General features: G+C 74.0%; 26 protein-coding genes. 14 read left to right on the plus strand and 12 right to left on the minus strand.

What is annotated here, in order from left to right:
• Nucleotides 1–6 precede the first annotated feature (6 nt).
• Nucleotides 7–888, minus strand: a complete 882-nt coding sequence (locus tag IE260_RS20650; protein WP_189873969.1) for a YegS/Rv2252/BmrU family lipid kinase — start codon at nucleotides 886–888, stop codon at nucleotides 7–9.
• Between the two features lie 73 nt (nucleotides 889–961).
• Nucleotides 962–2,560: an FAD-binding oxidoreductase gene (locus tag IE260_RS20655; protein ID WP_189873971.1), complete on the minus strand. Its 1,599-nt coding sequence runs from the start codon at nucleotides 2,558–2,560 to the stop codon at nucleotides 962–964.
• A gap of 71 nt (nucleotides 2,561–2,631) precedes the next feature.
• On the opposite strand from IE260_RS20655, the gene IE260_RS20660 reads away from it, so the two are divergent.
• Entirely contained in the window at nucleotides 2,632–3,249 is a 618-nt protein-coding gene (locus IE260_RS20660) for a TetR/AcrR family transcriptional regulator (protein ID WP_189873973.1), read from the plus strand.
• A complete protein-coding gene (locus tag IE260_RS20665; RefSeq protein ID WP_189873975.1) occupies nucleotides 3,246–4,826 on the plus strand; it encodes a glycerol-3-phosphate dehydrogenase/oxidase in 1,581 nt (526 codons plus the stop codon). Before IE260_RS20660 ends, IE260_RS20665 begins: the two co-directional genes overlap by 4 nt.
• Nucleotides 4,827–4,848: 22 nt before the next feature.
• Here the strand turns inward: IE260_RS20665 and IE260_RS20670 are convergent, their stop codons facing one another.
• The gene (locus tag IE260_RS20670) at nucleotides 4,849–5,127 is read right to left on the minus strand and encodes a hypothetical protein (protein WP_229880956.1); all 279 of its coding nucleotides are present in this window, start codon (nucleotides 5,125–5,127) and stop codon (nucleotides 4,849–4,851) included.
• A 193-nt stretch (nucleotides 5,128–5,320) separates the two neighbouring features.
• On the opposite strand from IE260_RS20670, the gene IE260_RS20675 reads away from it, so the two are divergent.
• On the plus strand, nucleotides 5,321–5,686 hold the full coding sequence (locus IE260_RS20675) for an STAS domain-containing protein (RefSeq protein WP_189873977.1): 366 nt from the start codon (nucleotides 5,321–5,323) through the stop codon (nucleotides 5,684–5,686).
• Nucleotides 5,687–5,717: 31 nt separating this feature from the next.
• Here IE260_RS20675 and IE260_RS20680 read toward each other — a convergent pair whose 3' ends face one another.
• The gene (locus IE260_RS20680; protein ID WP_229880957.1) at nucleotides 5,718–6,104 is read right to left on the minus strand and encodes an ATP-binding protein; all 387 of its coding nucleotides are present in this window, start codon (nucleotides 6,102–6,104) and stop codon (nucleotides 5,718–5,720) included.
• 450 nt (nucleotides 6,105–6,554) lie between these two features.
• On the opposite strand from IE260_RS20680, the gene IE260_RS20685 reads away from it, so the two are divergent.
• The 4 genes from IE260_RS20685 to IE260_RS20700 all read left to right on the plus strand — a co-directional run bounded on the left by IE260_RS20685 (nucleotide 6,555) and on the right by IE260_RS20700 (nucleotide 11,165).
• Entirely contained in the window at nucleotides 6,555–6,983 is a 429-nt protein-coding gene (locus IE260_RS20685) for a VOC family protein (protein ID WP_189873981.1), read from the plus strand.
• Nucleotides 6,984–7,049: 66 nt separating this feature from the next.
• Nucleotides 7,050–7,220: a hypothetical protein gene (locus IE260_RS20690; RefSeq protein WP_189873983.1), complete on the plus strand. Its 171-nt coding sequence runs from the start codon at nucleotides 7,050–7,052 to the stop codon at nucleotides 7,218–7,220.
• Between the two features lie 236 nt (nucleotides 7,221–7,456).
• The gene (locus tag IE260_RS42810; protein WP_189873985.1) at nucleotides 7,457–8,302 is read left to right on the plus strand and encodes a SpoIIE family protein phosphatase; all 846 of its coding nucleotides are present in this window, start codon (nucleotides 7,457–7,459) and stop codon (nucleotides 8,300–8,302) included.
• A 124-nt stretch (nucleotides 8,303–8,426) separates the two neighbouring features.
• Complete coding sequence (locus IE260_RS20700) at nucleotides 8,427–11,165, plus strand: SpoIIE family protein phosphatase (protein WP_229880958.1); 2,739 nt, start codon at nucleotides 8,427–8,429, stop codon at nucleotides 11,163–11,165.
• An 82-nt stretch (nucleotides 11,166–11,247) separates the two neighbouring features.
• Here IE260_RS20700 and IE260_RS20705 read toward each other — a convergent pair whose 3' ends face one another.
• A complete protein-coding gene (locus tag IE260_RS20705; protein ID WP_189873989.1) occupies nucleotides 11,248–11,421 on the minus strand; it encodes a CsbD family protein in 174 nt (57 codons plus the stop codon).
• A gap of 166 nt (nucleotides 11,422–11,587) precedes the next feature.
• Between IE260_RS20705 and IE260_RS42615 the strand changes: the two genes are divergently transcribed.
• Nucleotides 11,588–11,722, plus strand: a complete 135-nt coding sequence (locus IE260_RS42615; protein ID WP_268254931.1) for a hypothetical protein — start codon at nucleotides 11,588–11,590, stop codon at nucleotides 11,720–11,722.
• A gap of 17 nt (nucleotides 11,723–11,739) precedes the next feature.
• Here the strand turns inward: IE260_RS42615 and IE260_RS20710 are convergent, their stop codons facing one another.
• A complete protein-coding gene (locus IE260_RS20710) occupies nucleotides 11,740–13,251 on the minus strand; it encodes an MFS transporter (protein WP_373303369.1) in 1,512 nt (503 codons plus the stop codon).
• Nucleotides 13,252–13,451: 200 nt separating this feature from the next.
• Here IE260_RS20710 and IE260_RS20715 point away from each other — a divergent pair, with 200 nt between their 5' ends.
• Nucleotides 13,452–14,816, plus strand: a complete 1,365-nt coding sequence (locus tag IE260_RS20715; RefSeq protein ID WP_189873991.1) for an FAD-dependent oxidoreductase — start codon at nucleotides 13,452–13,454, stop codon at nucleotides 14,814–14,816.
• Nucleotides 14,817–14,962: 146 nt separating this feature from the next.
• Here the strand turns inward: IE260_RS20715 and IE260_RS20720 are convergent, their stop codons facing one another.
• Genes IE260_RS20720 through IE260_RS20735 form a run of 4 tightly spaced genes read right to left on the minus strand, consistent with a single transcriptional unit; the run spans nucleotide 14,963 to nucleotide 17,113 of the window.
• A complete protein-coding gene (locus tag IE260_RS20720) occupies nucleotides 14,963–15,337 on the minus strand; it encodes a roadblock/LC7 domain-containing protein (RefSeq protein WP_189873993.1) in 375 nt (124 codons plus the stop codon).
• Nucleotides 15,338–15,369: 32 nt separating this feature from the next.
• Nucleotides 15,370–15,894 (minus strand): roadblock/LC7 domain-containing protein, encoded by a 525-nt coding sequence (locus IE260_RS20725; protein ID WP_189873995.1) that lies wholly within the window; start codon nucleotides 15,892–15,894, stop codon nucleotides 15,370–15,372.
• A 38-nt stretch (nucleotides 15,895–15,932) separates the two neighbouring features.
• Nucleotides 15,933–16,718, minus strand: coding sequence for a hypothetical protein (locus IE260_RS20730; protein WP_189873997.1), 786 nt, complete (start codon nucleotides 16,716–16,718; stop codon nucleotides 15,933–15,935).
• The gene (locus tag IE260_RS20735) at nucleotides 16,715–17,113 is read right to left on the minus strand and encodes a hypothetical protein (RefSeq protein ID WP_189873999.1); all 399 of its coding nucleotides are present in this window, start codon (nucleotides 17,111–17,113) and stop codon (nucleotides 16,715–16,717) included. Before IE260_RS20735 ends, IE260_RS20730 begins: the two co-directional genes overlap by 4 nt.
• A gap of 187 nt (nucleotides 17,114–17,300) precedes the next feature.
• Here IE260_RS20735 and IE260_RS20740 point away from each other — a divergent pair, with 187 nt between their 5' ends.
• Together IE260_RS20740 and IE260_RS41730 are read left to right on the plus strand one after the other, a co-directional pair.
• A complete protein-coding gene (locus IE260_RS20740; protein WP_189874001.1) occupies nucleotides 17,301–18,362 on the plus strand; it encodes a YihY/virulence factor BrkB family protein in 1,062 nt (353 codons plus the stop codon).
• Between the two features lie 40 nt (nucleotides 18,363–18,402).
• Nucleotides 18,403–18,732: a hypothetical protein gene (locus tag IE260_RS41730; RefSeq protein WP_229880960.1), complete on the plus strand. Its 330-nt coding sequence runs from the start codon at nucleotides 18,403–18,405 to the stop codon at nucleotides 18,730–18,732.
• Between the two features lie 5 nt (nucleotides 18,733–18,737).
• Here the strand turns inward: IE260_RS41730 and IE260_RS20750 are convergent, their stop codons facing one another.
• Complete coding sequence (locus tag IE260_RS20750; RefSeq protein ID WP_189874003.1) at nucleotides 18,738–19,532, minus strand: SDR family NAD(P)-dependent oxidoreductase; 795 nt, start codon at nucleotides 19,530–19,532, stop codon at nucleotides 18,738–18,740.
• Between the two features lie 192 nt (nucleotides 19,533–19,724).
• Here IE260_RS20750 and IE260_RS20755 point away from each other — a divergent pair, with 192 nt between their 5' ends.
• The gene (locus tag IE260_RS20755) at nucleotides 19,725–20,888 is read left to right on the plus strand and encodes a hypothetical protein (protein ID WP_189874005.1); all 1,164 of its coding nucleotides are present in this window, start codon (nucleotides 19,725–19,727) and stop codon (nucleotides 20,886–20,888) included.
• Here IE260_RS20755 and IE260_RS20760 read toward each other — a convergent pair.
• On the minus strand, nucleotides 20,881–21,567 hold the full coding sequence (locus IE260_RS20760; protein ID WP_189874007.1) for a maleylpyruvate isomerase N-terminal domain-containing protein: 687 nt from the start codon (nucleotides 21,565–21,567) through the stop codon (nucleotides 20,881–20,883). The two genes, IE260_RS20755 and IE260_RS20760, sit on opposite strands and share 8 nt — an antisense overlap.
• Nucleotides 21,568–22,165: 598 nt before the next feature.
• On the opposite strand from IE260_RS20760, the gene IE260_RS20765 reads away from it, so the two are divergent.
• Both IE260_RS20765 and IE260_RS20770 read left to right on the plus strand, forming a co-directional pair.
• The gene (locus IE260_RS20765; RefSeq protein ID WP_189874009.1) at nucleotides 22,166–22,726 is read left to right on the plus strand and encodes a (2Fe-2S)-binding protein; all 561 of its coding nucleotides are present in this window, start codon (nucleotides 22,166–22,168) and stop codon (nucleotides 22,724–22,726) included.
• On the plus strand, nucleotides 22,723–23,712 hold the full coding sequence (locus IE260_RS20770; RefSeq protein WP_189874011.1) for an FAD binding domain-containing protein: 990 nt from the start codon (nucleotides 22,723–22,725) through the stop codon (nucleotides 23,710–23,712). The genes IE260_RS20765 and IE260_RS20770 overlap by 4 nt, the downstream gene beginning before the upstream one ends.
• The last annotated feature ends 14 nt before the right edge of the window (nucleotides 23,713–23,726 follow it).

Here is a 23,726-nt window from a genome sequence, read left to right on the forward strand (position 1 = left end):
GTGTGTTCAGTGCAGGACGCGCAGGGCGCCGGGCAGCACCCTGGCGGTGACCGGCAGGACGGCCTCGACCTCGCCGTCGGCGCCGTACGGTACCGCCCGGTCGGCCTCGATGCGGACCTCCCTGCCCCGCACCACCCGTACCTGCGGCCGGTGCACGTGGGTGCCCGACTCGAGTTCGTTCATCAGGGCGAAGAACAGCCGGCGCGGCGCTTCGTGGATCATGACGACGTCCAGTAGGCCGTCGTCGACCCGGGCGCCGGGGGCGATGCGCCGGTTCGAGCCGTAGTAGCCGGAGTTGGCTGCCACCACGGTGTAGCCGCCGAAGGAGTGCTCCTGCCCGTCTACGGTGACCCGGTAGCGGGTTCGGCGCCAGGTGGTGATCGCCCGCAGCGCGCCCGCGTAGTACGAGGCGGTGCCGCGCAGCAGCCGCGCGTGGTTGGCGTGGCGGTTGGCGAGCGCGTCGACGCCGGCGTACACGCTGCCGAGCACGACGGCGCGGTCGTGGACGGCCGAGGTGACCTCGACGGTGTCGACGGGGCGCGGCTCGCCGTGCAGGAGCAGGTCGGCGAGTGCGGCGGGATCACGGGGCAGGCCCAGCATCCGGGCGAAGTCGTTGCCGCGGCCGGCGGGGACGAGGCCGAGCACCGCCCCGGTCCCGCTGAGGGCGCCGCCGATGCCGCCGGCCATTCCGTCCCCGCCGACGGCGAGCACCACCCGGCCGCGGTCGCCGGCCTGCCGGGCGAGTTCCCGTGCGTGCGCCAGGCTCCGGCTGTACTCGGTCTCCAGCCCGGCCCCCGCCTCCCGCAGCAGCCGGGCCACCGCGAGCAGTGCCGCGGCCGAGGTGGACCCGCCCGCGGTGGGGTTGACGACGGCGGTGAACTGTCGCATCGATGTGCCTCCGGGCTGACGGCTGGTGCCGGACTGTTGTCTCACGGGGATGGGTGGCGTCGGTCGGTGGGGGTCAGTCGGAGGGCAGCAGGACGCCGGGGTTCAGCAGCCCGTCCGGGTCCAGCCGCCGCTTGACGGCGCGCAGCGCCTCGACGCCGAGGGGGCCCGCCTCCCGGACGTACCAGTCGCGGTGGTCGGTGCCGACCCCGTGGTGGTGGGTGATGGTGCCGCCCGCGGCGAGGATCGCCTCGTTGGCGGCGTGCTTGGCGCGGGTCCAGTGCGCGACCGCGTCGTCGTCGCCCTGGGCCGAGACCACGGTGAAGTACAGGGAGGCGCCGTTCTCGTAGACGTGCGAGATGTGGCACATGACCAGCGGCGGGGTGCCGGCCTCCGTCAGCGTGGCGGTGAGCGCGTCCCGAACGGCGGTGTACAGCGCGGGGACACGGGACCAGTAGGTCGCCGTCTCCAGGGTCTCGGCGAGCGCGCCCGCGTCGAGCAGGGAGTCGCGCAGGTAGGGCGCCGAGTAGCGGCCGTGGGCCCAGCGCTCGCCGGGTTCCTCGCCGGCGAACGTCCCGCCGGCCTCGCGCAGTACGGCCGCGGCGCCCTCGCGGCGGTGGGCGGTGTCCTCCTCGGTGCCCTCGAAGCCGACGACCGCCAGGCATCCCGCGGACTGTTCGAGGGCGGCCCCGATGGCGTCGGGCTGGGCGAGGCCGATCAGTGTCTCGGTCTCGTCGGAGAGCCGCAGCACGGTGGGGCGCGGGCCGTCCTGGGCGAGCCGGCGCAGGGCGGCGGCTCCTTGCGTGAACGAGGCGAAGCGCCAGCCCTCGTAGCGGCGGACCCGCGGCACGGGCCGGACGCGCACGGTGACGGCCGTGATGACGCCGAACGCGCCCTCAGAGCCCAGCACGAGCTGGCGCAGGTCGGGGCCGGCCGCCGAGCGCGGGGCACGGCCCGTGTCGAGGGTGCCCTCGGGGGTGGCGAGGGTGAGGGCGAGGACCATCTCGTCGAAGCGGCCGTAGCCGGCCGAGGCCTGGCCGCTGGAGCGGGTCGCGGCGAAGCCGCCGATGGTGGCCCACTCGTAGGACTGGGGGAAGTGGCCGAGGGTGTAGCCGTGTTCGGCGAGGAGTGCCTCGGCCTCGGGGGCGCGCAGGCCCGGTTGCAGGGTGGCGGTGCGGGAGACCGGGTCGAGGTCGAGCAGCCGGTTCATGTGCCGCAGGTCCAGGGCGACGAAGGCGTCCGGCCGGCCGGGGGCGAGGCCGCCGACGACGGAGGTGCCGCCGCCGAACGGGACGACGGGCAGCCGGTGTCCGGCGCAGGCGCGCAGGACGGCGAGCACCTCGTCGTGGCTCTCCGGCAGGACGACGGCGGCCGGGGTGTCGGTGACGTCGCCCTCGCGGATCCGCAGCAGGTCGGGGGTGGACTTGCCCCGGGTGTGGCGGACGCGCGTCTCCGCGTCCCGGCGCACGCGGTCGTCCCGGTCGCCGACGGCGGCGAGCAGCGCGCGGTGGGCGGCGTCGTCCAGCGGTGACGGGGGGACGTCGATCTCCGCGAGGCGGACGGACGCGGTGTCGCGGGGCTTGACGCCGAGCAGCTCGCGCAGCAGCCCGGTCACCGTGTCGGGCAGGGGAGTCGCCCTCGCCGGGTCGCCCCAGCCGTTCCACAGCATGTCCATTGCCTGTCGTCCTCACCGGTCGATTCGAGGGATGCCGTCTGCGCGGCCTCACGGGCGTTACACTGTTACACATGACGCCTAACCGTCACAAGGACTCGTCCCGCCCGAACCCGTCCGACAACGACGCCGTCCTCGACGCCGTGCGCGACTGCGTCCTGGCCGTCGGGGTCCGCCGGACGACCATGACCGACGTGGCCCGCCGCGCGGGCGTCTCCCGGATGACGCTGTACCGGCGCTGGCCGGATGTGCGCTCGCTGGTCGGCGACCTGATGACGCGGGAGTGGATCGCCGTGGCGACCGGGAACATGCCCGAGCCCCGGCCGGACCTGGGCACCCGCCCGCGCATCGTCGAGGGGCTCGTCGCCGGGGTGGAGGCGTTCCGCGCCCATCCGCTCTTCCGCAAGATCGTCGACGTCGATCCGGAGCTGCTCCTGCCCTATGTGCTCGACCGGCGCGGGGCGAGCCAGGAGGCCCTGCTGGAGCTGCTCGCCGACGCGTTGCGCGAGGGCCACACCGACGGTTCGGTACGCGCGGCGCACCCGGGACGGCAGGCGCGGTCCGTGCTGCTGATCGTCCAGTCCTTCGCCCTGTCCCTGCGCACCATGACCGACGAGGACGACGCCGACCTGACCGCCGCGGCCTTCCTCGCGGAGCTGCGGACCATCCTGGAGAGGACCCTCACCCCATGAGCCCGACCAGCAGCCCCGCCGGGGCCTCCCTGTCCGCCGCCCGTCGTACCCGCGAGCTGGCCGACGCCGTCGGCGGACCCGTCGTGGACGTCCTCGTCGTCGGTCTCGGCGCGACCGGTGCCGGCGCCGCCCTCGACGCCGCCGCCCGCGGCCTGGACGTCGTCGCCGTGGACGCCCATGACCTGGCCTTCGGCACCTCGCGATGGAGCTCCAAGCTCATCCACGGCGGGCTGCGCTACCTCGCCTCGGCCCAGCTCGACGTCGCCCACGAGAGCGCGGTGGAGCGCGGCGTGCTGATGGAGCGCACCGCGCCCCACCTGGTGCACGCCCAGCCGTTCGTGCTGCCGCTGACGCCCCTGGTCTCCCGCGGCCAGGCCACGCTGGCGTGGGCCGGATTCCGGGCCGGCGACACGCTGCGCCTGGCGGCGCGCACGGCCCGGGCCACGCTGCCCGCGCCGCGCCGGCTCTCCGCCCTGGAGACCCGCCACCTCGCCCCGGCGCTGCGCTCCGGCGGACTGCGCGGCGGACTGCTGTCCTGGGACGGCCGGCTCACCGACGACGCCCGGCTGGTGACGGCCGTCGCCCGGACCGGCGCCGCGCACGGCGCCCGGGTGCTGACCCGGGTCAGGGCCCTGGAGCTGACCGGGTCCGGGGCCCGGATACGGGACGAACTCACCGGCGAGGAAGGCGAGATCCGGGCCCGCGCGGTGATCAACGCCTCCGGCGTGTGGGCCGGCGACCTCGTGGACGGCATCCGGGTCCGGCCCTCCCGCGGCACCCACCTGGTCCTGCGTTCCGACGACCTCGGCCCGCTCCCGGCGGGCCTTCACGTGCCGATCCCCGGCGAGACGAATCGTTTCGTCCTCGTCCTACCCCAGGACGACGGCCGGGTCTACGTCGGGCTCACCGACGAGCCCGTGGAGGGGGCGGTCCCGGACGTCCCGGAGGCTCCGGAGACGGACATCGGCTTCCTGCTCGACGTGCTCGGCTCCGTCCTGGACGTCCCCGTCCCGCGCGACGCCGTCGTGGGGGCCTTCGCGGGGCTGCGTCCCCTGCTGGACACCGCACCGGAGGGCAGGCCGGGAGCTGCGCCGCGAACGGCGGACATCTCCCGCCGGCACGCCGTGCTCACCTCGCCGGAGGGGGTGGTCACCGTCGTCGGGGGCAAGCTGACCACCTACCGCCGCATGGCCGAGGACGCGGTGGACGCCGCCGTCGCCGCCCGCCGGCTGACCGCCGGCCCCTCCCCCACCGCCACGCTGCCACTGGTCGGCGCCGCCGCACCCGGCACCCTCGCCGCGCTGCGCGCCCCGCGCCGCCTGGTGCGGCGCTACGGCACCGAGGCGCCGGCCGTCCACGCGCTCATCGCGCAGGACCCGCGGCTCGGCGAACGCGTCCTGCCCCGGCACCCCACCACGGGTGCCGAGCTGCTCTGGGCGCTGCGCCACGAGGGGGCCCTGGACGCGGCCGACCTGCTCGACCGGCGCACCCGCATCGGGCTGGTCCCCGAGGACCGGGCCGCGGCCCTGGACGCCGTGCACGACCTCGTCGGCGAGGCCACGGCCCGCCGGGACTGACTCGGGCACGGCGTCCGCGCGATCACCTTCCCTGTTCCCCGTCCTGGACGGCCTTGCGCACGCTGGCCTCGATCTTGTGCAGGGACTGACCCCCCTCCTTGACGTACTCCCGCATCGCGGTCTGCGCGTCCCGGTCGAGGTCGCGCCATGCCCGTACGGCGGTCTCGTAGGTGGTCGACTGCCGCCGGGTCCACTGATTCTGGGTGGGAGGCCCGTACGAGTCCCGCAGCTGCTCGACCCGGTGGTGTGCCTGGTCGGCCGCGCGACGCTTGTGCACGAGCTCTTCGAATGTGTGAGCCACACATGAAGACCCTAGTCAGAGGACCGGCATCGCGCGCGTCGAGCCGCCGGGCCGGCCCCCGGCATCCCGCCTGCCGTGCGGCCGGGTCCGTGCCCGGTGCCGCTCATGGGCACAAGTTGCCCACACAACGCCCCAAGAGCCTTAGCATCGAGCCACCGACGACGGCCGGGCACATGCGAGAAGTGAGGGAAGCGTGGCGGACATCGAGGGAGCGGCAGTACCGGAGCGTCTGCTGATCACCCGCACCACCACGGGCGACGGCATCAGCATCGTCACCCTCGCCGGAGAGGTCGATCTCGACGGCAGCAGTCAGCTCCGCGACGTGCTGCTGTCCTCGGTGCAGACGGCGCCGGGCACGGTGGTCGATTTCGGCGAGGTGGACTTCCTGGACTCCAGCGGCATCAACGTGCTCATCGCCGCGCACCAGGCGGCCGAGTCCCGCGGGGTCTGGTTCCGCCTGGCCGCGCCGCGGCAGGCCGTCCGGCGCGTTCTGCAACTCGTGGGCGTCGACGCGCTCATCGCCTGCCACCCCACCGTGGAGCAGGCCCTGGCCGCCTGAGCGCCGGCGGCGCGAAGGGCCTCGCCGCCGGTCACCGCAGCGGCAGTCGCGCGTACACGGTCTTCCCCGTCGCCTGGGGCTTGGTGATGATCTCGTCGCACAGGCGCGTCACGATCTCCAGACCGTGCCGGCCGACCCGCAGCGGGTCCCGCGGCAGGAACGTGGGAAAGCCGTCGCCCGTGTCCGACACCGCGATCTCGACACTGTCGCCCACCAGCGTCAGCCCCAACCGGCAGGGGCCGGGCGCGTGGCGGAGCGCGTTCGTCACCAGTTCGCTGGCGACCAGCCGGGCGGCGTCCAGGAAGCTGTCGGCCATCTCCACGCCCGCCTCGCCGAGTCGTGCGACGAACCGCTGAACGACGTCCCGGGAGGCGGGGATCATCGCCGACCCGCCCGTGAAGTCCACCACCGTGGCCACGGCAGAAGGGCCCGCGGCATCGGGTCTGTGCGCCGGAGTCATACAGAGCCTCACCGTCCGGTCCGGGGCCGAGTAGTGGGAGCGAAGGCCCAGGGTCCTTCACGATACGCATCGCACCGGCCGGGACGGCTGCCTTGTCCCAACTTCCGCCGGACCCGCCCTGATTTGAGCCCCCGGCCGATCCGCGGTGCCACGGAAAACGGCGTTGCCGCGGGCACCGACGGGAACTAATGTCGGCCGCGTGACTGCCGGGTCGGCCGCCGAGGGCCATGCACGAGTGAGGGTCCCGGCCCGGGCGTGAGCACGCGGCGGGCCAGGACCGGTCGTCGAACCGCCGTCCGCCCCGCGAGCCCGACCGCCAGGGGCCCGCCGTCTTCCTCCGCGTTCCTCGTCCCCCGGCGCCCCGCGCCGGCCACCGATTCGAACCCGAGACCCGGAGACACCCCGACGATGCCTCACGAACCGCAGCACCCGCACCCCACCGAGCCGGCGACGACAGCCGTCCGGCTCGACCACGCCGCCGTTCTCGCCCGGGACCGACGCCTGTCGGCCGAGTTCCTCGCCACGATCCTGGGGCTGGAGGTGGGCGCTCCGTTCGGCCCGTTCCTGCCGGTCGACCTCGGCAACGGCGTGACGCTCGACTACTACGAGATGCGGGACGAGCCGATCCAGTCGCAGCACTACGCGTTCCTCGTGCCCGACGAGCAGTTCGACGCGATGATCGCCCGACTGGAGGCGGTGGGGGTCACGTACTTCGCCGACCCCTCCCACACCGAACCCGGCCGGATCAACCGGCTGTTCGGCGGTCGCGGCGCGTACTTCGACGACCCCGACGGCCACAACATGGAGATCATGACGCGGCCCTACGTACGGCCCTAGGCCTGCGCCGGCCGCTTCAGGAGCCGGTCCGGCCGCCCACGACGGGCACGGCTGCCGTCGTCCCACGTGGGGCTGCCGTTCCTGGTGGCGAAGATCTTCTGCGGTGGGGCCGGCGTGACGGTCGTCGTCCAGCTGCCGATCGCCGAACCGCCCGCGGTGACGGTGACCTTGCCTCGCGCCGCCGCCACCCGAGCCGGTGCCGCAGAGGGCGGCCAGGACGGCGCCCCCAGACGGTGATGCCGGTGCCGGAGTACGCCCTTGCCGGCGGCCGTCGATGCGAGCGTGTCGGCGGCCTCGGCGAAGTGGGCCGCACCGGTCGGCGCCGCCGCGAGGAGCCCCGCGGTGACGGCCTGGGCATGGACGGAAGTTCCGGGGAGCCGGCGTCCGGCGGCGGGTCCGGGTGCGCACAGGGGGTGCGGGGGCGCATTCTTGCTGTGTCGCCCGCGTGACCGCGCACGGACGAGGTGGGGCCGATGACTGCAGGCGCCGAGGACGCAGACCGGCCGCCCGGGCTGCCGGCGGCACTGCTGATCGACGCCTCGACGGAGGCGATCAGCGCGACCGGCGGCCACGCGGGCGGGATCTACCTGCGGTCCCGCTCGCCCGGGGTGCTGTGGCTGGCCGTGCTCGCCGGACTGCCCGGTCCGCTGTTCCGCCCCTGGTGGCGGATGCACGCCGACCGCCCGTTCCCCGTCGCGGACGCCTACCGGCTGGGCGTCCGGGTGCTGTTGCCCAATGCCACGGAGACGATGCGCCGCTACCCCCAGTTCGCGGCCGGCCTGCCGTTCCCGTTCGGTTCGCTGCACGTGCCGATCACGGGCGCCGCACACCCCTTCGGCGTACTGACCGTCCTGCGCCCCGCGGTCCCGGACGTCGCCGAGATGCTGGACGGCCTGGACGTGGTGGAACGGCTGGCCGGGGAACTCGGTGCGTCCCTGGAACGGTGGGAGGACGGCGGCGGGTCGCCCGTCCACCCGGACGGCCGCACCCAGGTGCTGGACGTCCCCGGCGGCGTCGTCCTCGGGGTGGACCCGCAGGCCCAGTACCCGCTGACGGAGTTCCGGCTCGACCCCGACGCCGTCCTCGCCCTGTACACCGACGGGCTGGTGGAGCGGCCCGGCACCGACATCGACGACGGCATCACGGCCCTGCGGGTGGCCCTGGCCGAGTGCGGCGCACCCGTCCCGGGACCCGGCGGCCGCTCCTTGGCGAGCATCGCCGACCGGCTCACCGTGATGGCACGGCACGCCGTCGACCGCCCCGACGACATCTCCCTGCTGCTGGCGGTCCGCCGCCCCGGCCACGGGAGTCCGCGGTGAGTGACCGGGGCGCGGCGCACGCCGGCCGGACGGCACCGGACCCCGGCAGCGACTCCGGCACCCGGGGGGACGCCCCTCGCCTCCCACGGCCGGGCAGTGTAGACATGGGCACATGGTCCGACTAATGGGTCGATCGGGAGAGCGGTCAACCCGTCGCCCCAGCGGTCCGCTCGCCCGGCGGCGGGAGACGGGCCGGTCCCGGCGGGGAGAGCCCGCGGGGCCGCGGGGACGGGCGGCGGGACTGCGGTCGGCGCTGACCGGGCGCAGCGTCGCCGGACAGGTCTTCGTGCTGAACCTGGCGATCGTGCTGCTGCTGGTGGTGGCGGCGGTGGTCGCGCTGGTGCTCCAGGTGCGGCACGACAGCACGGAGGAGGCCCGCAACCGTTCGGTCGCCGTGGCCGCGGCGTTCGCCGACTCCCCCGGCATGGTCGAGGCGCTCCGCAGTCCGGACCCGACGGCGGTGCTGCAGCCGCGCGCCGAGGCGGTGCGCAAGGCGACGGGGGTGGACTTCGTCGTCGTCATGAACACCGACGGCGTCCGCTACACCCACCCCCAGCCCGACCGGATCGGCAAGGAGTTCGTGGGGGACATCGGCCCCGCGCTGGCCGGGAAGACCGTGATCGAGGAGATCACCGGGACCATCGGACCCCTGGTCCAGGCCATCGTGCCCGTCACCGCGCCCGACGGAACGGTGGTCGGTCTGGTCTCGGCCGGCATCACGACGGAGAACGTGGGCGGCGCCGTCGCCCGGCAGCTGCCGCTGGTGCTGATCGCCGCGGGCATCGCCCTCGCCCTGGCGACGGTGGGCACGGCACTGGTCAGCCGGCGGCTGCTGCGCCAGACGCACGGCCTGGGGCCGGACGAGATGACCCGGATGTACGAGCATCACGACGCCGTGCTGCACGCCGTCCGGGAAGGCGTTCTCATCGTCGACGGGGAGGGCACGCTGCTGCTCGCCAACGACGAGGCGCACCGGCTGCTGGACCTGCCCGAGGACGCCGAGGGACGGGATGTCCTGGAGCTGGGACTCGACCCGGACACGGCGGCCCTGCTGGCCTCGGGACGGGTCGCCACGGACGAGGTGCATCTGGTCCGGGACCGGCTGCTGGCGGTCAATCAGCGGCCCACGGACATCGAGGGCGGCCCGCCCGGCAGCGTCGCCACGCTGCGCGACTCCACGGAGCTGCGGGCCCTGTCCGGCCGGGCGGAGACCGCCCGGGAACGCCTCAACATGCTCTACGACGCGGGCGTGGGCATCGGCACCAGCCTGGACGTCACGCAGACCGCCGAGGAACTGGCGGAGCTGGCCGTGCCCCGGTTCGCCGACTACACCACCGTGGACCTGTTCGACGCCGTCCTCGGCGGTGGCGAGGCGGACGCGGTGAGCCCGCTGCGCCGGGCCGCGCTCGGCGGCGTCCGCAAGGACGTGCCCCTCTACCCGGTGGGCCGGCAGATCCGTTTCGTGGCCTCCTCGCCGCAGGGCCGGACCCTGCGCACCGGCCGGCCCGGCCTCGAACCGGACCTCCGCGGCGACAGCGCCTGGCGGGTGCAGGACCCCGAACGCTCCGCGAAGCTGCTGGAGCACGGCATCCACTCGCTGATCACCGTGCCCCTGCGGGCGGGCGCCGTGCTGCTCGGGGTGGTCAGTTTCTGGCGCTCGGAGAATCCCGAGCCGTTCGACGCCGACGACCTCGACCTCGCCGAGGAGCTGGTCGCGCGTGCGGCGGTCTCCATCGACAACGCGCGCCGCTACACGCGCGAGCACAGCATGGCGGTCACGCTGCAGCGCAGCCTGCTGCCCCGTACGCTGCCCGACCAGGACGCCCTGGACATCGCCTACCGGTACCTGCCGGCGCAGGCGGGCGTCGGCGGGGACTGGTTCGACGTCCTGCCGCTGTCCGGGGCCCGGGTCGCTCTCGTCGTGGGCGACGTCGTCGGTCACGGGCTGCACGCCGCGGCCACCATGGGCCGGCTGCGGACGGCGGTGCACAACTTCTCCGCCCTCGACCTGCCGCCCGACGAGCTGCTCACCCTGCTGGACGAGCTGGTCGGCCGCATCGACCAGGACGAGACGGTCGAGGCCGACAGCGCCCCGGTCACCGGCGCGACCTGTCTCTACGCCATCTACGACCCCGTCTCCCGCACCTGTGCGATGGCCCGGGCCGGCCATCCTCCGCCGGCCCTCATCCGGCCCGACGGCAGCGTGGAGTTCCTCGATCTGCCCGCCGGTCCGCCGCTCGGTCTGGGCGGCCTGCCGTTCGAGGCGACGGAGCTGGAACTGCCGGAGGGCAGCCGGCTCGTGCTCTACACCGACGGGCTGGTCGAGGACCGGGAGCACGACATCGACGTCGGCCTGGAGCAGCTGCGCGGGGCCCTGGAGACGGCCGGCGCGTCGCCGGAGGACACCTGCCGGGCCGTGCTCGACGTCCGGCTCCCGGACCGGCCGGGCGACGACATCGCCCTGCTCGTCGCCCGCACCCGCGCCCTCGGACCCGACCGGGTCGCCGAGTGGCAGGTGCCGTCCGACCCGGCGGCGGTAGGCGAGGTCCGCGCCGAGGTCACCCGGCGGCTGGCGGACTGGGGGCTGGAGGAGCTGGCGTTCACGACCGAGCTGATCCTGAGCGAGCTGGTGACGAACGCGATCCGGTACGGCGGGGAGCCCATCCACGTACGCGTGCTGCGCAACCGCAGCGTGATCTGCGAGGTGTTCGACAGCAGCAGCACCTCACCCCACCTGCGCTACGCGGCCATGACCGACGAGGGCGGGCGGGGCCTGTTCCTCGTCGCCCAACTGGCCGAGCGTTGGGGCACCCGCTACACGCCGGCGGGCAAGGTCATCTGGGCGGAGCAGCCGGCGCCCTGAGCGCGGGGCACGCGCACGTGGGCCGCGGAAGCCGGTCGTACGCCGGCTTCCGCGGCCCTGCCGTGCTTCGGCGGTACCGGCGTCAGTGCCGGAACGCGTCCTTGGCCTTCTCCTTGGCCTGACGGGCGTCGCCCTTGGACTGTTCGGCGCGGCCCTCAGCCGTCATCCTTTCGTTGCCGACGGCGCGGCCGATCGCTTCCTTGGCCTTGCCCTTCGCCTGCTCCATCTTGCTCTTGGACTTCTGGTTGCGGGCCACAGCTGGTCACCTCACGGCGTTCGTTTGCGTGCTCCTGATCCTGCGGGTCGCCCCGCAGAGCGAGGTCAAACCTGCCGCGGCCCGCCGGGGTGATCGCGGGGCCGTGGGGTAGGAGGGGGAAGGACGGGGGATGTCGTCGACTCGGAGGAACGTCATGGCCGGACTGATGGATAGGATCAAGCAGTTCGCGCGGAGCCCGCAGGGCCGCCGGGCGGCGGAGCAGGTGCGCCGTGCCGCGGCGGACCCCCGCCGCCGTGCGCAGGCGCAGGAGATGCTGCGGAAGTTCGGCAAGCGCCGCTGAGCGCGTGGCGCGGCGCCTCAAATCTGGCTCGCGTGGGTGTGGCTGTGGGACGCCTCCGGGGGGCAGCGCCCGCCGCCGTCGGAGCGGTCCCGCCGCCAGTCGACGACCGCCACGGCCAGGGCGCACAGCATCACCGCGACGCCGGCCCCGACCGACAGGGCCACGGCGCCCCGGTAGTCGTCGTGGGTGGCGTTGAGCACCAGGTAGAACAGCCCCGGCAGCGCCGCGGTGCCCACGGCGCCGCCCAGCCGCTGCCCCGTCTGCAGGGCCCCGCCGGCGGCGCCCGCCACGCGTACCGGGACCTCCCGGAGCGTCATCGTGACGTTCGGGGAGATGACACAGCCGCTGCCGAGACCGCCCAGGAGCAGCGCCGGGGCCGCGAGCCACACGGCCATGCCCTCGGGGGCCAGCCACAGTACGAGCGCCGTCGCGCCCAGACCGGCCATGACGGCGACGAGACCGCAGACGGTCAGCAGCCGCCCCAGCCGGTCGACCAGCCGGCCCGCGACGGCGGCCGCGACGGCGGAGCCGACGGCGAACGGCGTCACCGCCAGGCCGGACCGCAGGGGTGAGTAGCCCAGTCCGTTCTGGAAGAACAACGCGAAGACGAGCCACACCCCGCTGAATCCGACGAAGTACAGGGCGGCCAGGCCCGCGCCGGTGGCGTAGCCGCGCGTGCCGGTGAGCAGCCGCGGATCCAGCAGCGGCTCCCCGTCATGGCCGACGACCCGGCGCTCCCACACCGCGAATCCGAGGAGCACGAGCAGCCCGGCCGGGAACAGCCACCACAGGTGGCGCAGGCCGCCGGCCTCGGCGAGCACCAGCGGGAGCATCACGGCCAGGATCCCCGCGCCCAGGAGCACGACGCCCACCGGGTCCAGGTGCCCTCGGCCGCGGGGCGCCACCCGGGGCAGGAGCCGCCTGCCGAGCAGCAGGGCGACCACGCCGACCGGCACGTTGACGTAGAAGATCCACCGCCAGCCCTGGGGGCCGTGGGCGAGCGCCAGGATCAGTCCGCCGACGACCGGTCCCACGGCGCTGGAGACGCCCACGGTGGCGCCGAACAGCCCGAAGGCCCGACCGCGTTCCGCGCCCTGGAACAGTTGCTGGATCAGGGCCGAGTTCTGCGGAGCCAGGCTGCCCGCGGCGACCCCCTGGGCCAGCCGCGCCACGATGAGCAGTGCGACCGTGGGCGCGGCTCCCGCGGCGGCGCTGCACACCACGAAGGCGGCCAGGGCGACCAGGAAGACCCGGCGTCTTCCGAAGGCGTCACCGATCCGTCCGGCCGTGACCAGGGTCAGCGCGAATGCCAGGGCGTAGCCGGAGACGACCCACTGCACGCCCGCGGCCGAGGCGTTCAGGCCCCGCTGCATGGACGGCAGCGCCACCGCGACGATCGTCACATCGAGAAGGATCATGAAACCGGCGACCAGGGTCACCCACAGGGCCCGCCACCGGTTCGGATCGGGCCGGTCCCCGGTCGGCCCGCCGCCGCGACCGCGTTCGTCCGTCCAGGCATCGCGCTCCACTCGGGCTCCCTCCACGCGGTCGGTGCGATCGCCGCACACTCACGCCTGCGTCACCCGGGACGAGCGATTCAAACACGCACGAAGAGAACCCATAAGGCAGCCTTATGTGCCCATAGACCGGACCCGCGTACCGACTTAGGGTTGCCTCAGCTTAGGCTTCCCGTCGAGTCGATCTGTCACCGCTCGAAGGGAACCTGAACATGCCCCGCCCTCTGCGGGTAGCCATCGTCGGATCCGGCCCGGCCGGAATCTACGCCGCCGACGCCCTGCTCAAGTCCGAGGTGGCCGCCGACCCCGGCGTGTCCATCGACATCTTCGAGCGCATGCCCGCCCCGTTCGGACTGATCCGTTACGGCGTCGCCCCCGACCACCCGCGGATCAAGGGCATCATCACGGCCCTGCACCAGGTGCTCGACAAGCCGCAGATCCGTCTCTTCGGCAACGTGGACTACCCGACCGACATCAGCCTGGACGACCTGCGCGCGTTCTACGACGGCGTGATCTTCGCCACCGGCGCCACGGCCGACCGGGAGCTGCCCATACCCGGCATCGACCTCGACGGCTCCTACGGCGCCGCCGACTTCGTGTCCTGGTACGACGGCCACCCGGACGTGCCGCGCACCTGGCCGCTCGAGGCCGAGAAGGTCGCCGTCCTGGGCGTCGGCAACGTCGCCCTCGACGTGGCCCGCATCCTCGCCAAGACGGCGGACGAGCTGCTGCCGACGGAGATCCCGCCGAACGTCTACGACGGTCTGAAGGCCAACAAGGCGCTGGAGATCCACGTCTTCGGCCGCCGCGGCCCGGCGCAGGCGAAGTTCAGCCCGATGGAGCTCCGGGAGCTGGACCACTCCCCCAACATCGAGGTGATCGTCGACCCCGAGGACATCGACTACGACGACGGCTCGATCGCGACCCGGCGCGGCAACAAGCAGGCCGACATGGTCGCCAAGACGCTGGAGAACTGGGCGATCCGCGATGCCGGCGACCGCCCGCACAAGCTGTTCCTGCACTTCTTCGAGTCGCCGTCGGAGATCCTCGGCGAGGACGGCAAGGTCGTCGGGCTGCGCACCGAGCGCACCGCGCTCGACGGCACCGGGAACGTCAAGGGCACCGGCGAGTTCAAGGACTGGGACGTCCAGGCGGTCTACCGGGCCGTCGGCTACCTGTCCGACCAGCTGCCCAAGCTGCCCTGGGACATCGACTCCGGCACGGTCCCGGACGAGGGCGGACGCGTCGTCCAGGAGTCCGGCGAGCACCTGCAGTCCACCTACGTCACCGGCTGGATCCGGCGCGGCCCGGTCGGCCTGATCGGCCACACCAAGGGCGACGCCAACGAGACGGTGGCCAACCTGCTGGACGACTTCGCGAACGGCCGGCTCCACACGCCCGACTCGCCCGGTCCGGAGGCCGTGGACGCCTTCCTCGCCGAGCGGAACATCCGCTTCACCACGTGGGAGGGCTGGTACAGGCTCGACGCCGCCGAGAAGGCGCTCGGCGAGCCGCAGGGCCGCGAGCGCGTGAAGCTCGTCGAGCGTGAGGACATGCTCCGGGAGAGCGGCGCCTGAGCCGTGACGACCGGCGTCGGCGGCCCAGGGCCTCCGTCGCCGGTCGTCTCCGTCATCCGCTGCCGCACCGGGGACCGACGCGCCTGGGTGCGGGCCCGGCGGGGAGGTCCCGCCGGGCCCGCACCCGGTCGCCGGGCGTGCTGTGTTCAGACCTCGAGCTCGTTCTCGATGCGGCGCAGTTGGTGACGGGCCATCGCGAGGTTGGCGCGGCTGGCGTCGAGCACGAGGTACAGGAACAGCCCGTTGCCGCCGCGCCCCTTGATCAGGCGGATCAAGTGGTACTGGCTGCTCAGCGTGATCAGGATGTCCTCGATCTCCTCCTTCAGACCGAGGAGTTCCATCGTGCGCAGCTTGGCCCGCACGACGTCCGTGTTGCCGGCGGCGGCGACCTCCAGGTTGAAGTCCTTGGTCCCGCCCAGCGTGCCGAGGGCCATGCCGCTGGTGTAGTCGACCAGGGCCGCGGCCGACGCTCCGTCGATGGAGCTGAGGCATTCCTTGAGCGACGTCTCCAAGTTGGCCATGCGTGGGTTCCTTTCCTTACGTGATCGGTGGGTCAGGTCGGCCGGCGGTGGCCGCCGGCCTGGGGACTGGGCTGGTGCGTGGGCCGCTGGGGTGTGCGCACCGGCAGCGTGCCGATGGGACGGGCCGTGCCCGAGGCGGGCACGGGGACGTGTTCGGCGGACGTGGCCGCCTCACGGTTCGGGCCGATCCGGACGGCCACCAGGTCGCCGATCCGCGCCCCGCTGCGCCGGCCCTCGAGGTGCAGCCGGCCCACGTTGACGCGGCCGTCGGCGAGCAGGGTGAGCACGGCGGTCGGACCGGCCGCGTAGGTGGCGACGTAGCCCTCGGTCCCGCGCAGCAGCAGTTCGCGGAACTCGCCGCGCGCCGTGGCGTCCGCGATGCGGTGCGCGACACCCAGCGCGGCGGCGGTGAGCGCGGCGAGCCCCTCGGGTTCCGTCCCCGGCGCGTCGTGGGCCAGGACGAGCCCGTCGACCGTGGCCGCGAGCGACCCGGTCAGCTGGGGCACGCGGTTGCGCAGTCGGTGCAGTTCGTCCAGGACGTCGCTCTCGACGGCCATGAGCAGTCTCCTTTCGGCACGCTGGCGACGCGCGCGGATCACAGGGCCTCCAAGGCGTCTCGAAGCCGTCGCAGCAGGGCCGTGTCCGGGTCGTCCCACGCCACCGCGCCCGGCCCGGGGCCCGGCCCGGCCGTCACGGGGGCGGGCGGGGCGGCGGTGACGAGTCCGGCGGCGGCCAGGCGGCGCAGTTCGACGAGTGTGTGGTACGTGCGGCAGGCCAGTGCCGCTGCGATGTCCGCGGCGGTGCGGACGCCGTCGACCTGCGTCAGGGTCCGGCTGCGCCGGCGGGGCAGGTCGGCCGGGTCGGCGCCGGCCGCCCTCGTGAGCGGGGCGATGTCGATGTCGGGGTCGGGCCAGATGCGTTCCAGCAGGGCGCGGCGGCGTCTCGACTCGCGGACGACGACGTCCACGGGGACGGGGCGCACCGCGCCGAGCCAGTGCACGGCACCGGGCCTGAAGCGCCGCGGTCGCGTGTCGTGGGCGAGGACGAAGTAGGCCGCGTCGAAGAGGGCACCCAGGTGACAGACCTCCAGCGCGCCGGCCGCGAGCCGGCCGCTGTCCACCAGTCTGCGGCCGACCCGGTGCTGCCGTCCGCCACCGTCGACCGCCGCCCGCCAGCCGTCCGGCTCGACGGCGCCGCTGCGGGTGAGCAGGGTTCCGAGGTCCGGGGTGAACGCCGATTCGACGTGCACGACACGGCCGGCGGAGAGGTAGACGACGCCCCGCTCGCCCGACAGTGCACCGGTCGCGCCCTCGGCCGCCAGCGCGCGGAGCGCCGCCGACGTCGTCCCGTGCGTGGTCCAGGTGGTGGTCACTCTGGTCATCCGAGCACCAGCCGGTCGGCCATCTCGGCCAGTCGGATGCGGGCGAGGGCCAGGTTCCCGTCGTTGCGGTCCAGCCACAGGTGGAGGAAGACGGTGCTCTCGAAGGGGGTGCTGACGAACCTCAGCAGGTGGTAGGAGTCCGCCGTCGTGACGATCATGTCCTCGACCGGCGGTTCCTTGTCGGGCGCGGCCGTCTCGCCGCCCTGTGCCAGCGAGCCGCTCTCCGCGACGTGCCGGGCGAGTTCCGCGGTCTCCGCGGCCGTCGCCTCCAGGTCGCCGCCCGGTGCGTCGCCCACCGCGCCCAGGGCGAGCCCGCTGATCCAGTCGACCAGCGACGCACCCCGGGCGCCGGGCAGTCGCATGGCTTCCAGCAGACTCTCGTCGATTCCGGGCACGCCGGATCCCCTCCCCCTGCACGGCTGCACCGCGAACGTGATGCCGACACTACGGAAAGTGCACGCATCTGGTGAGCGCTTTGGCATTTTCCAGAGGAACGTGCGGGCGGTGCGGCATACTCGGGCGTTTCGGCCACGCACCGGTCCGCGCAGGCGTGGACGCGGCGGAGCGGGCTACCCGTCGGGCATGGCCCGACTGCACCTCCCCCATCGCGGGAAGCACGCGACCGACGAGGACCACACCGGCGAGCCGGCGTCGCGGGACTACGGCCCGGACGCCTCCACCGAGCGCGCCGCACCCGACTCACCCACCGACCTGCCGAAACGCTCCTGGTCCGCGCTGCTGCGGCGGGTGCTGTCCGAGTTCAAGGACGACGAACTGACCGACCGCGCCGCCGCGCTGACGTACTACGGGGTGCTGGCGCTGTTCCCGGCCCTGCTGGTGCTGGTGTCCCTGCTCGGCATCGCCGGGCGGTCCGCCACCCAGGAGATCCTGGACAACCTGCAGCGACTCGCGCCCGGATCCGCGCGGGACATCATCTCCGACGCGGTGACGCAGTTGCAGGGCCAGGCCGGACTGGGGTCCCTGCTGGCCGTCGTCGGCCTGGTCGGCGCCGTGTGGTCGGCGTCCGGGTACGTGGCCGCGTTCATCCGCGCGGCGAACGCCGTCTACGACATCCCCGAGGGCCGCCCGGTGTGGAAGGTGCTGCCGCTGCGGGTGACCCTGACCGTGGTGCTGCTCGTGCTCGCCGTGGTCAGCGCGCTCATCGTCGTGTTCACCGGCACCCTGGCCGAACAGGCGGGCTCCGCGCTCGGCATCGGCGACACCGCCCTGACGGTGTGGTCGATCGCCAAGTGGCCGGTGCTGGTCCTCCTGGTCACGATCATGATCGCGATCCTGTACTGGGCCACCCCGAACGCCCGTGTGCGGGGCTTCAGGTGGATCACACCGGGCAGCGTCGTCGCCCTGCTGATCTGGCTGGCCGCCTCCGCCGGCTTCGCGTTCTACGTGGCGAACTTCGGGTCGTACAACAAGACCTACGGCACCCTGGCCGGTGTCATCATCTTCCTGGTCTGGCTGTGGGTGACCAACCTCGCCATCCTCCTCGGCCTGGAGTTCGACGCCGAACTGGCCCGGCAGCGTGTCATCGACGGCGGTCACCCCGCCGACAGCGAGCCCTACGTCGAGCCCCGCGACACCAGTGCCTGGGACGACGCGGACCGACGGCGCGCGACACCGCGGGAGTGACGCCCCACATGGGCCGGGCCCGCACGGGTACGCGGACGCCATGACCGAAGGCAAGACCCCCGCACCACAGGACGATGCCCGCGCCGCGCAGGCCGCGGAGGCCGCACAGGCCGAGGAGGACCGCGCCGAGGCCCGCCCCTTCAGCTACCGGTATCCGGAGCGGCACGCCAATGTGCGCGCCACCCGGCACATCAGCCGTGAGCAGGCCGACGCGGACAGCGTTCCCGGCGTGCCGGGCGGTTACGGCACCACGGCCGGCGGCCGGAGCACCCCGCGGGCGGGCGAGGACACCGCCGAGGAGTCCGGTGTGACGGACATCGTCGGCGGCCGCGAGACCCGGCCGGGCGGCCGGAAGACCGACCGGACCTGAGGCGCTCACGGCAGGATGGAGTCGACGTAGCCGCCGTCCACGCGCACCGCCGCGCCGGTGGTGGCGGACGCCTGCGCCGAACTGAGGTACACCACCAGGTTGGCGATCTCCTCGGGTTCGATCAGCCGTTGGAGCAGCGACTGCGGGCGGTGCTCGCGCATGAAGACGCGCTGTGCCTCGTCCCAGGGCAGGTCGCGGTCGACCAGCTGGTAGACGAAGTCCTCGACGCCCTCGGTGCGGGTGGGCCCGGCGATCACGGAGTTCACCGTGACACCGCTGCCCGCCGCCTCCTTGGCGAAGCCGCGGCTCACCCCGAGCAACGCGGTCTTGGACACACCGTAGTGGATCATTTCGGCCGGGATGACGACGGCCGAGTCGCTCGCGATGTACAGCACCCGGCCCCAGCCCCGTTCCCTCATTCGAGGGAGATGCGCGCGGGTGAGCCGGACGCCCGCGAGGACGTTGATCTCGAAGTAGCGCCGCCACTCGTCGTCGCTGATCTCCAGCGCGGGTACGGCGCCGAAGACGCCGAGGTTGTTCACCAGGATGTCGACGTCGGGCAGCGTCTCCACGGCCACGCCGGCGCCCTCCTCGGTCCCCAGGTCCGCGGCCACGGGCACGAAATCGCCCTCCGGCACCTCGGCGCGCAGCTCTTCGACGCTCCTCTCCAGCCGGGCGGCGTCGCGTCCGTTGACCCCCACCCGCGCACCGGCGCGGGCCAGCCCGGCGGCGATCGCCGCGCCGATGCCCTGCGAGGAGCCCGTCACCAGCGCGGTCCGCCCGTCGAGGTCCAGGTTCATCAGGTCACTCCTACTCGTCCCGTACGGCCGTCCGCCGTCCTCCTGCCCACCTTCGCCGACGATCCACGTCCTGCCCGGCCGACGGCACCGCGGCCGCCCGGGCGCCGCCCACTCGGCGGACCCCGAGTGGCCTCGCTTGACCTGCGGCGACGATACTGGCCTTCGCACGTGCCCCCGTTCCCAGATGGACTCATGCCGACCTCTCGCACCGCCCGACCCATGACTCCGCCCACGGTGTGGCCGGCTCGCGGCCGCCACGTCGGTTCGGCGGCGGAGGACGTCGTACGGCACACCCTGCAGCAGCTGACGGACAGCCATGTCATCGACGACTTCCTGGAGCTGCCGGAGGAGGGGACCGACGAGGTACGGATCTTCGAGGCGCGCTGGAAGGCCCCCGGCGCCGTCACGGTGCGGGCCCGGCTGGCCCTGGCGCCCGGCACGGCCGGCGGGCAGGAGTGGACCCTGCTGGCGGAGGCCGAGCAGCCCTGGGAGCCCTCCTGGCCCTCCCCCGCGACCATGTTCTGGCCCGAGGACCCGGACGTCACCTGGGACCGGGATGCCGCCACGGGCCTGCGGCTGCGGGGGATCAACGACCTGCCCGACGACGACAAGGCCGTCCGGCGCCTGCTCAAGGACGCCGGGCGAAGCCCGTGGAACATCCATGTCGTCGTGCACGAGGCGATGACGCCCGACCACCGGGGCCGGCTGCCCCTGGCGGGACGTCTGCCGGCGGGCCTGCGGCACCGCGTGGTGGAGCATCGCGCCGCGCCCCACCAGCACCGGGTCGTGAACTGGGCCCTGGAGGACTTCGGCGTCCAGGTGCCGCGGGGCGGTGCCGTGGTGCTGCCCGGCACCCCGGCGCCCTCCGACTACGACGCGGAGCGGTTCTCCGTGCGCAGCGTCTTCCTGGACGGCTCCGAACCCTCCGACCTGATCGCCGCGGTGACGGCCTTCGCCGCGCTGCCCCGGCCACTGCCGGACGGCGCCGAGGAGGCGCTCACCGGCCTGCGGGAGGACTGGCGGCTGCTGACCCTGGAGGAGGAACTGGCCCGCGAGCGCAAGCTGGTGGCCATGTACGCCGAGGCGCTGGAGGCCATGACGAAGTCCCGTGACCTGTACCGGGAGGCGGCCGAGCGGGCCAACGAGGCGCTGGCCGCCTACCGCGACGCGGACCGGTCGTCCGACGCGAGGCAGCCGGCCGACCCGCACCCCGCTTCTCCGCTGCGGCAGCTCACCCGCACCCTGGAACGCCTCCGGGGCTCCGCCAGGATGCCGCGTCCGGCGTCCGGCGGCGACACGGCCGGCCCCGCCGCGGACGCGGACCGGGCGGAGTCCGGGGGGCGGCGGGTCAGCTGAACAGCGGGAAACGGTCGGCGTCCGCGCCAAGAGCGCGACGCTCGGCCTCGGTGAGCGGCGTCCGCCCCGTGCCCGCGCGGGCGTAGTGCTCGTCGCTCCACTCCAGGGGGACGGGCCTGCCGAGGAGGCCGTCGAGGGTGGCGCGCACCGCGGCCAGGCCGGTCGGTGACGGTCCCGGCGCTCCCGGCAGCCCCGCGATCAGGTCGAGGTGGTGGACGGCCGCCTCGACGCCGAGGGTGATCATCAGGTCGCCCGCGGTCAGCACGTGGCCCTGGGTGGCCACCCGGCGGTCCGGCCCGGTCGTCGCGGCGGCCCGGACGGCGGCCGCCGCAGTCTGGAGGTACAGCTCCTTGAGCTGCCGGAAGTCCAGGAACATGCTGCCTGCGACCCGGTTCCAGCGCCGTCCGTTCGCGGCGCCGACGGGGTCGGGCGCCCAGTCCCGCCAGTAGGTCACGGCGTCGCGGTCGGGCGGGTCGGCGGCGGGCGTGTGCAGGGCGACCAGGGCCCGCTGGGCGTCGCCGGTCAGGTGGAAGACCAGATCGCGCACCGCCCATCCGGTGCAGCCGGTCGGCCGCCAGGACTCCTCGTCCCCGAGCGGCAGGACGACCGCCGCCAGGGCGTCGTAGGCGTCGCGGACGACGTGGGCCGGTTCCGTATGGTGTTCGAATCCCGTGCTCATGGCCGACACCCTAGAGGGGTCGGCCATGTCGCGTCGTCCGCCCGGCGGCGGGCCCCCGCGGCGCCCGGTGCGTGCCGGCCCGCCACCTCGATGACAACTCCTGACACGCAGCGGCCCCGTCCGGGGTCCGGCATCCTTGGGACCGCACTGCGCCGCAACATCGACGCCATGGTCCGGGGCACCGCCGGGTCGTCACGCCCGGCGACCGGTTCACGGTCGAGCTGGAGTACCGCGACGGCGACACCGACAACGCCCGCCGTCTCCTCGGCGACTGCCTGCGGGCCTGGACAGCACGCTCAGGATCGAGAGGATCGCGACAGTTCCCACGATCACCAGCAGGCCGACTCGGCGCACCGGGCGGACCCCCGCGTGCCGGCCGCACTCCGGTGTACCGCCCGGTGGGGGCGGGGGCGCCACCCGCGCGAGCGGAGGCGGGCGAGCCAGGTTCCGCGGGGCAGGTGCGACTCCGTGGCCACCCCTGGGCCGGGGCCTCCCGGAGGTCCGCGACCGGCCGAGGGCCCGCGCACGTGTCAGCGCGGTCAACCTGGATACGCGGACTGGACAGCAGCTCGGCACGTCCCGGAAGGTCATCGACGCCATGGACAGCGACCGCGCGAGCGCCGCCTCCCGCTCCCCGGAGTCCCACCACTCGGAGACCACGCTCCGGGTCAACGGCAAACCGCACACCCTCGTCGTCGACCACCGACGCGTTCTACTGGATCTCCTACGGGAGGACCTCGGACTCACGGGCGCCAAGAAGGGCTGTGATCACGGGCAGTGCGGGGCCTGCACGGTCCTGGTGGACGGCCGGCGCGTCAACAGCTGCCTGCTGTTCGCCGTCGCCCTGGACGGCTGCGAGGTGACCACCGTCGAGGGCCTCGCGGGGGACGGCGAGGAACTCCACCCGGTGCAGCGGGCGTTCCTGGAGCGGGACGCCTTCCAGTGCGGGTACTGCACTCCCGGCCAGATCTGCTCCGCGGTCGGCGCGCTGGCCGAGGCGGCGGCCGGGCATCCCTCGCACGTCACCGATCCGGCGACACCCTCCGGCGAGCCCGTGCCCCTGGGCCGGGAGGAGATCCGGGAGCGGCTCAGCGGCAACCTGTGCCGGTGCGGTGCGTATCCGCGCATCGCCGACGCGGTGGAGGACGTGATTCCGTGAAGCCGTTCACCTATGTCCGGGCCGACAGCGTCGAGGAGGCGACCGACGCCTTCGCCGCCCACCCCGGCGCCCGCTACCTCGGCGGCGGCACCAATCTGGTCGACCTCATGAAGCTCGGCGTCGAGGCGCCCGCCGCCCTCGTCGACGTCCATCGGCTCCCGCTGGACACGGTGGAGGAGCTGCCCGACGGTGCGCTGCGCATCGGGGCCATGGTCCGCAACAGCGACCTCGCGGCCCATCCCACGGTCCGCGACCGCTACCCCGCGCTGTCCCAGGCGGTGCTCGCGGGCGCCTCGGGGCAACTGCGCAACGCCGCCACCACCGGCGGCAACCTGCTCCAGCGCACCCGCTGTCCCTACTTCCAGGACGTGTCCAAGCCGTGCAACAAACGCGAGCCCGGCACCGGGTGCGGGGCGCTGGAGGGCGTCCACCGCGACCACGCCGTCCTCGGGTACTCGCAGCAGTGCATCGCCACGAACCCCTCCGACATGGCGGTGGCGCTGGCCGCCCTCGACGCGCGCGTCGAGCTGTACGGCACCGAGGGCGCCCGCAGCGTGGCCGCCGCGGACTTCCACCGGCTGCCCGGCGACCATCCCGAGCGCGACACCGAGATCCGCCCCGGCGAGCTGATCACGGGTGTGGTCCTGCCGGCCGGGCCGGCGTCGGCGTCGGCGTACCGCAAGGCCCGGGACCGGGCGTCGTACGCCTTCGCCCTGGCATCCGTCGCCGCCGTGCTGCACATGACGGACGGCGTGGTGGACCGGGTCGGGATCGCCTTCGGGGCGCTGGCGCACCGGCCCTGGCGGGCACGGCGGGCCGAGGAGGCGCTGCTGGGCGCGGCCCCGACGGCGGCGGCCTTCGAGCACGCCGTCGATCTGGAACTGGCCGCCGCCCGGCCGCTGCGGGACAACGCCTACAAGGTGCCGCTGGCCCGACGGCTCGCCCTCGACGTACTCGGCCGGCTCGCGCCGCCGGTCACGACCTGATGGCACCGGCGTCC

Source organism: Streptomyces viridiviolaceus (genome assembly GCF_014650995.1).
Taxonomy (GTDB): Bacteria; Actinomycetota; Actinomycetes; order Streptomycetales; family Streptomycetaceae; genus Streptomyces; species Streptomyces viridiviolaceus.

What these genes read in the sequence shown, in the direction of transcription:
- IE260_RS20650 (WP_189873969.1), bottom strand. Translation starts at nt 888, where the DNA reads ATGCGACAGTTCACCGCCGTCGTCAACCCCACCGCGGGCGGGTCCACC.
- IE260_RS20655 (WP_189873971.1), bottom strand. Translation starts at nt 2,560, where the DNA reads ATGGACATGCTGTGGAACGGCTGGGGCGACCCGGCGAGGGCGACTCCC.
- IE260_RS20660 (WP_189873973.1), top strand. Translation starts at nt 2,632, where the DNA reads ATGACGCCTAACCGTCACAAGGACTCGTCCCGCCCGAACCCGTCCGAC.
- IE260_RS20665 (WP_189873975.1), top strand. Translation starts at nt 3,246, where the DNA reads ATGAGCCCGACCAGCAGCCCCGCCGGGGCCTCCCTGTCCGCCGCCCGT.
- IE260_RS20685 (WP_189873981.1), top strand. Translation starts at nt 6,555, where the DNA reads ATGCCTCACGAACCGCAGCACCCGCACCCCACCGAGCCGGCGACGACA.
- IE260_RS42810 (WP_189873985.1), top strand. Translation starts at nt 7,457, where the DNA reads ATGACTGCAGGCGCCGAGGACGCAGACCGGCCGCCCGGGCTGCCGGCG.
- IE260_RS20700 (WP_229880958.1), top strand. Translation starts at nt 8,427, where the DNA reads ATGGGTCGATCGGGAGAGCGGTCAACCCGTCGCCCCAGCGGTCCGCTC.
- IE260_RS42615 (WP_268254931.1), top strand. Translation starts at nt 11,588, where the DNA reads ATGGATAGGATCAAGCAGTTCGCGCGGAGCCCGCAGGGCCGCCGGGCG.
- IE260_RS20715 (WP_189873991.1), top strand. Translation starts at nt 13,452, where the DNA reads ATGCCCCGCCCTCTGCGGGTAGCCATCGTCGGATCCGGCCCGGCCGGA.
- IE260_RS20720 (WP_189873993.1), bottom strand. Translation starts at nt 15,337, where the DNA reads ATGGCCAACTTGGAGACGTCGCTCAAGGAATGCCTCAGCTCCATCGAC.
- IE260_RS20725 (WP_189873995.1), bottom strand. Translation starts at nt 15,894, where the DNA reads ATGGCCGTCGAGAGCGACGTCCTGGACGAACTGCACCGACTGCGCAAC.
- IE260_RS20730 (WP_189873997.1), bottom strand. Translation starts at nt 16,718, where the DNA reads ATGACCAGAGTGACCACCACCTGGACCACGCACGGGACGACGTCGGCG.
- IE260_RS20740 (WP_189874001.1), top strand. Translation starts at nt 17,301, where the DNA reads ATGGCCCGACTGCACCTCCCCCATCGCGGGAAGCACGCGACCGACGAG.
- IE260_RS41730 (WP_229880960.1), top strand. Translation starts at nt 18,403, where the DNA reads ATGACCGAAGGCAAGACCCCCGCACCACAGGACGATGCCCGCGCCGCG.
- IE260_RS20750 (WP_189874003.1), bottom strand. Translation starts at nt 19,532, where the DNA reads ATGAACCTGGACCTCGACGGGCGGACCGCGCTGGTGACGGGCTCCTCG.
- IE260_RS20755 (WP_189874005.1), top strand. Translation starts at nt 19,725, where the DNA reads ATGCCGACCTCTCGCACCGCCCGACCCATGACTCCGCCCACGGTGTGG.
- IE260_RS20760 (WP_189874007.1), bottom strand. Translation starts at nt 21,567, where the DNA reads ATGAGCACGGGATTCGAACACCATACGGAACCGGCCCACGTCGTCCGC.
- IE260_RS20765 (WP_189874009.1), top strand. Translation starts at nt 22,166, where the DNA reads ATGGACAGCGACCGCGCGAGCGCCGCCTCCCGCTCCCCGGAGTCCCAC.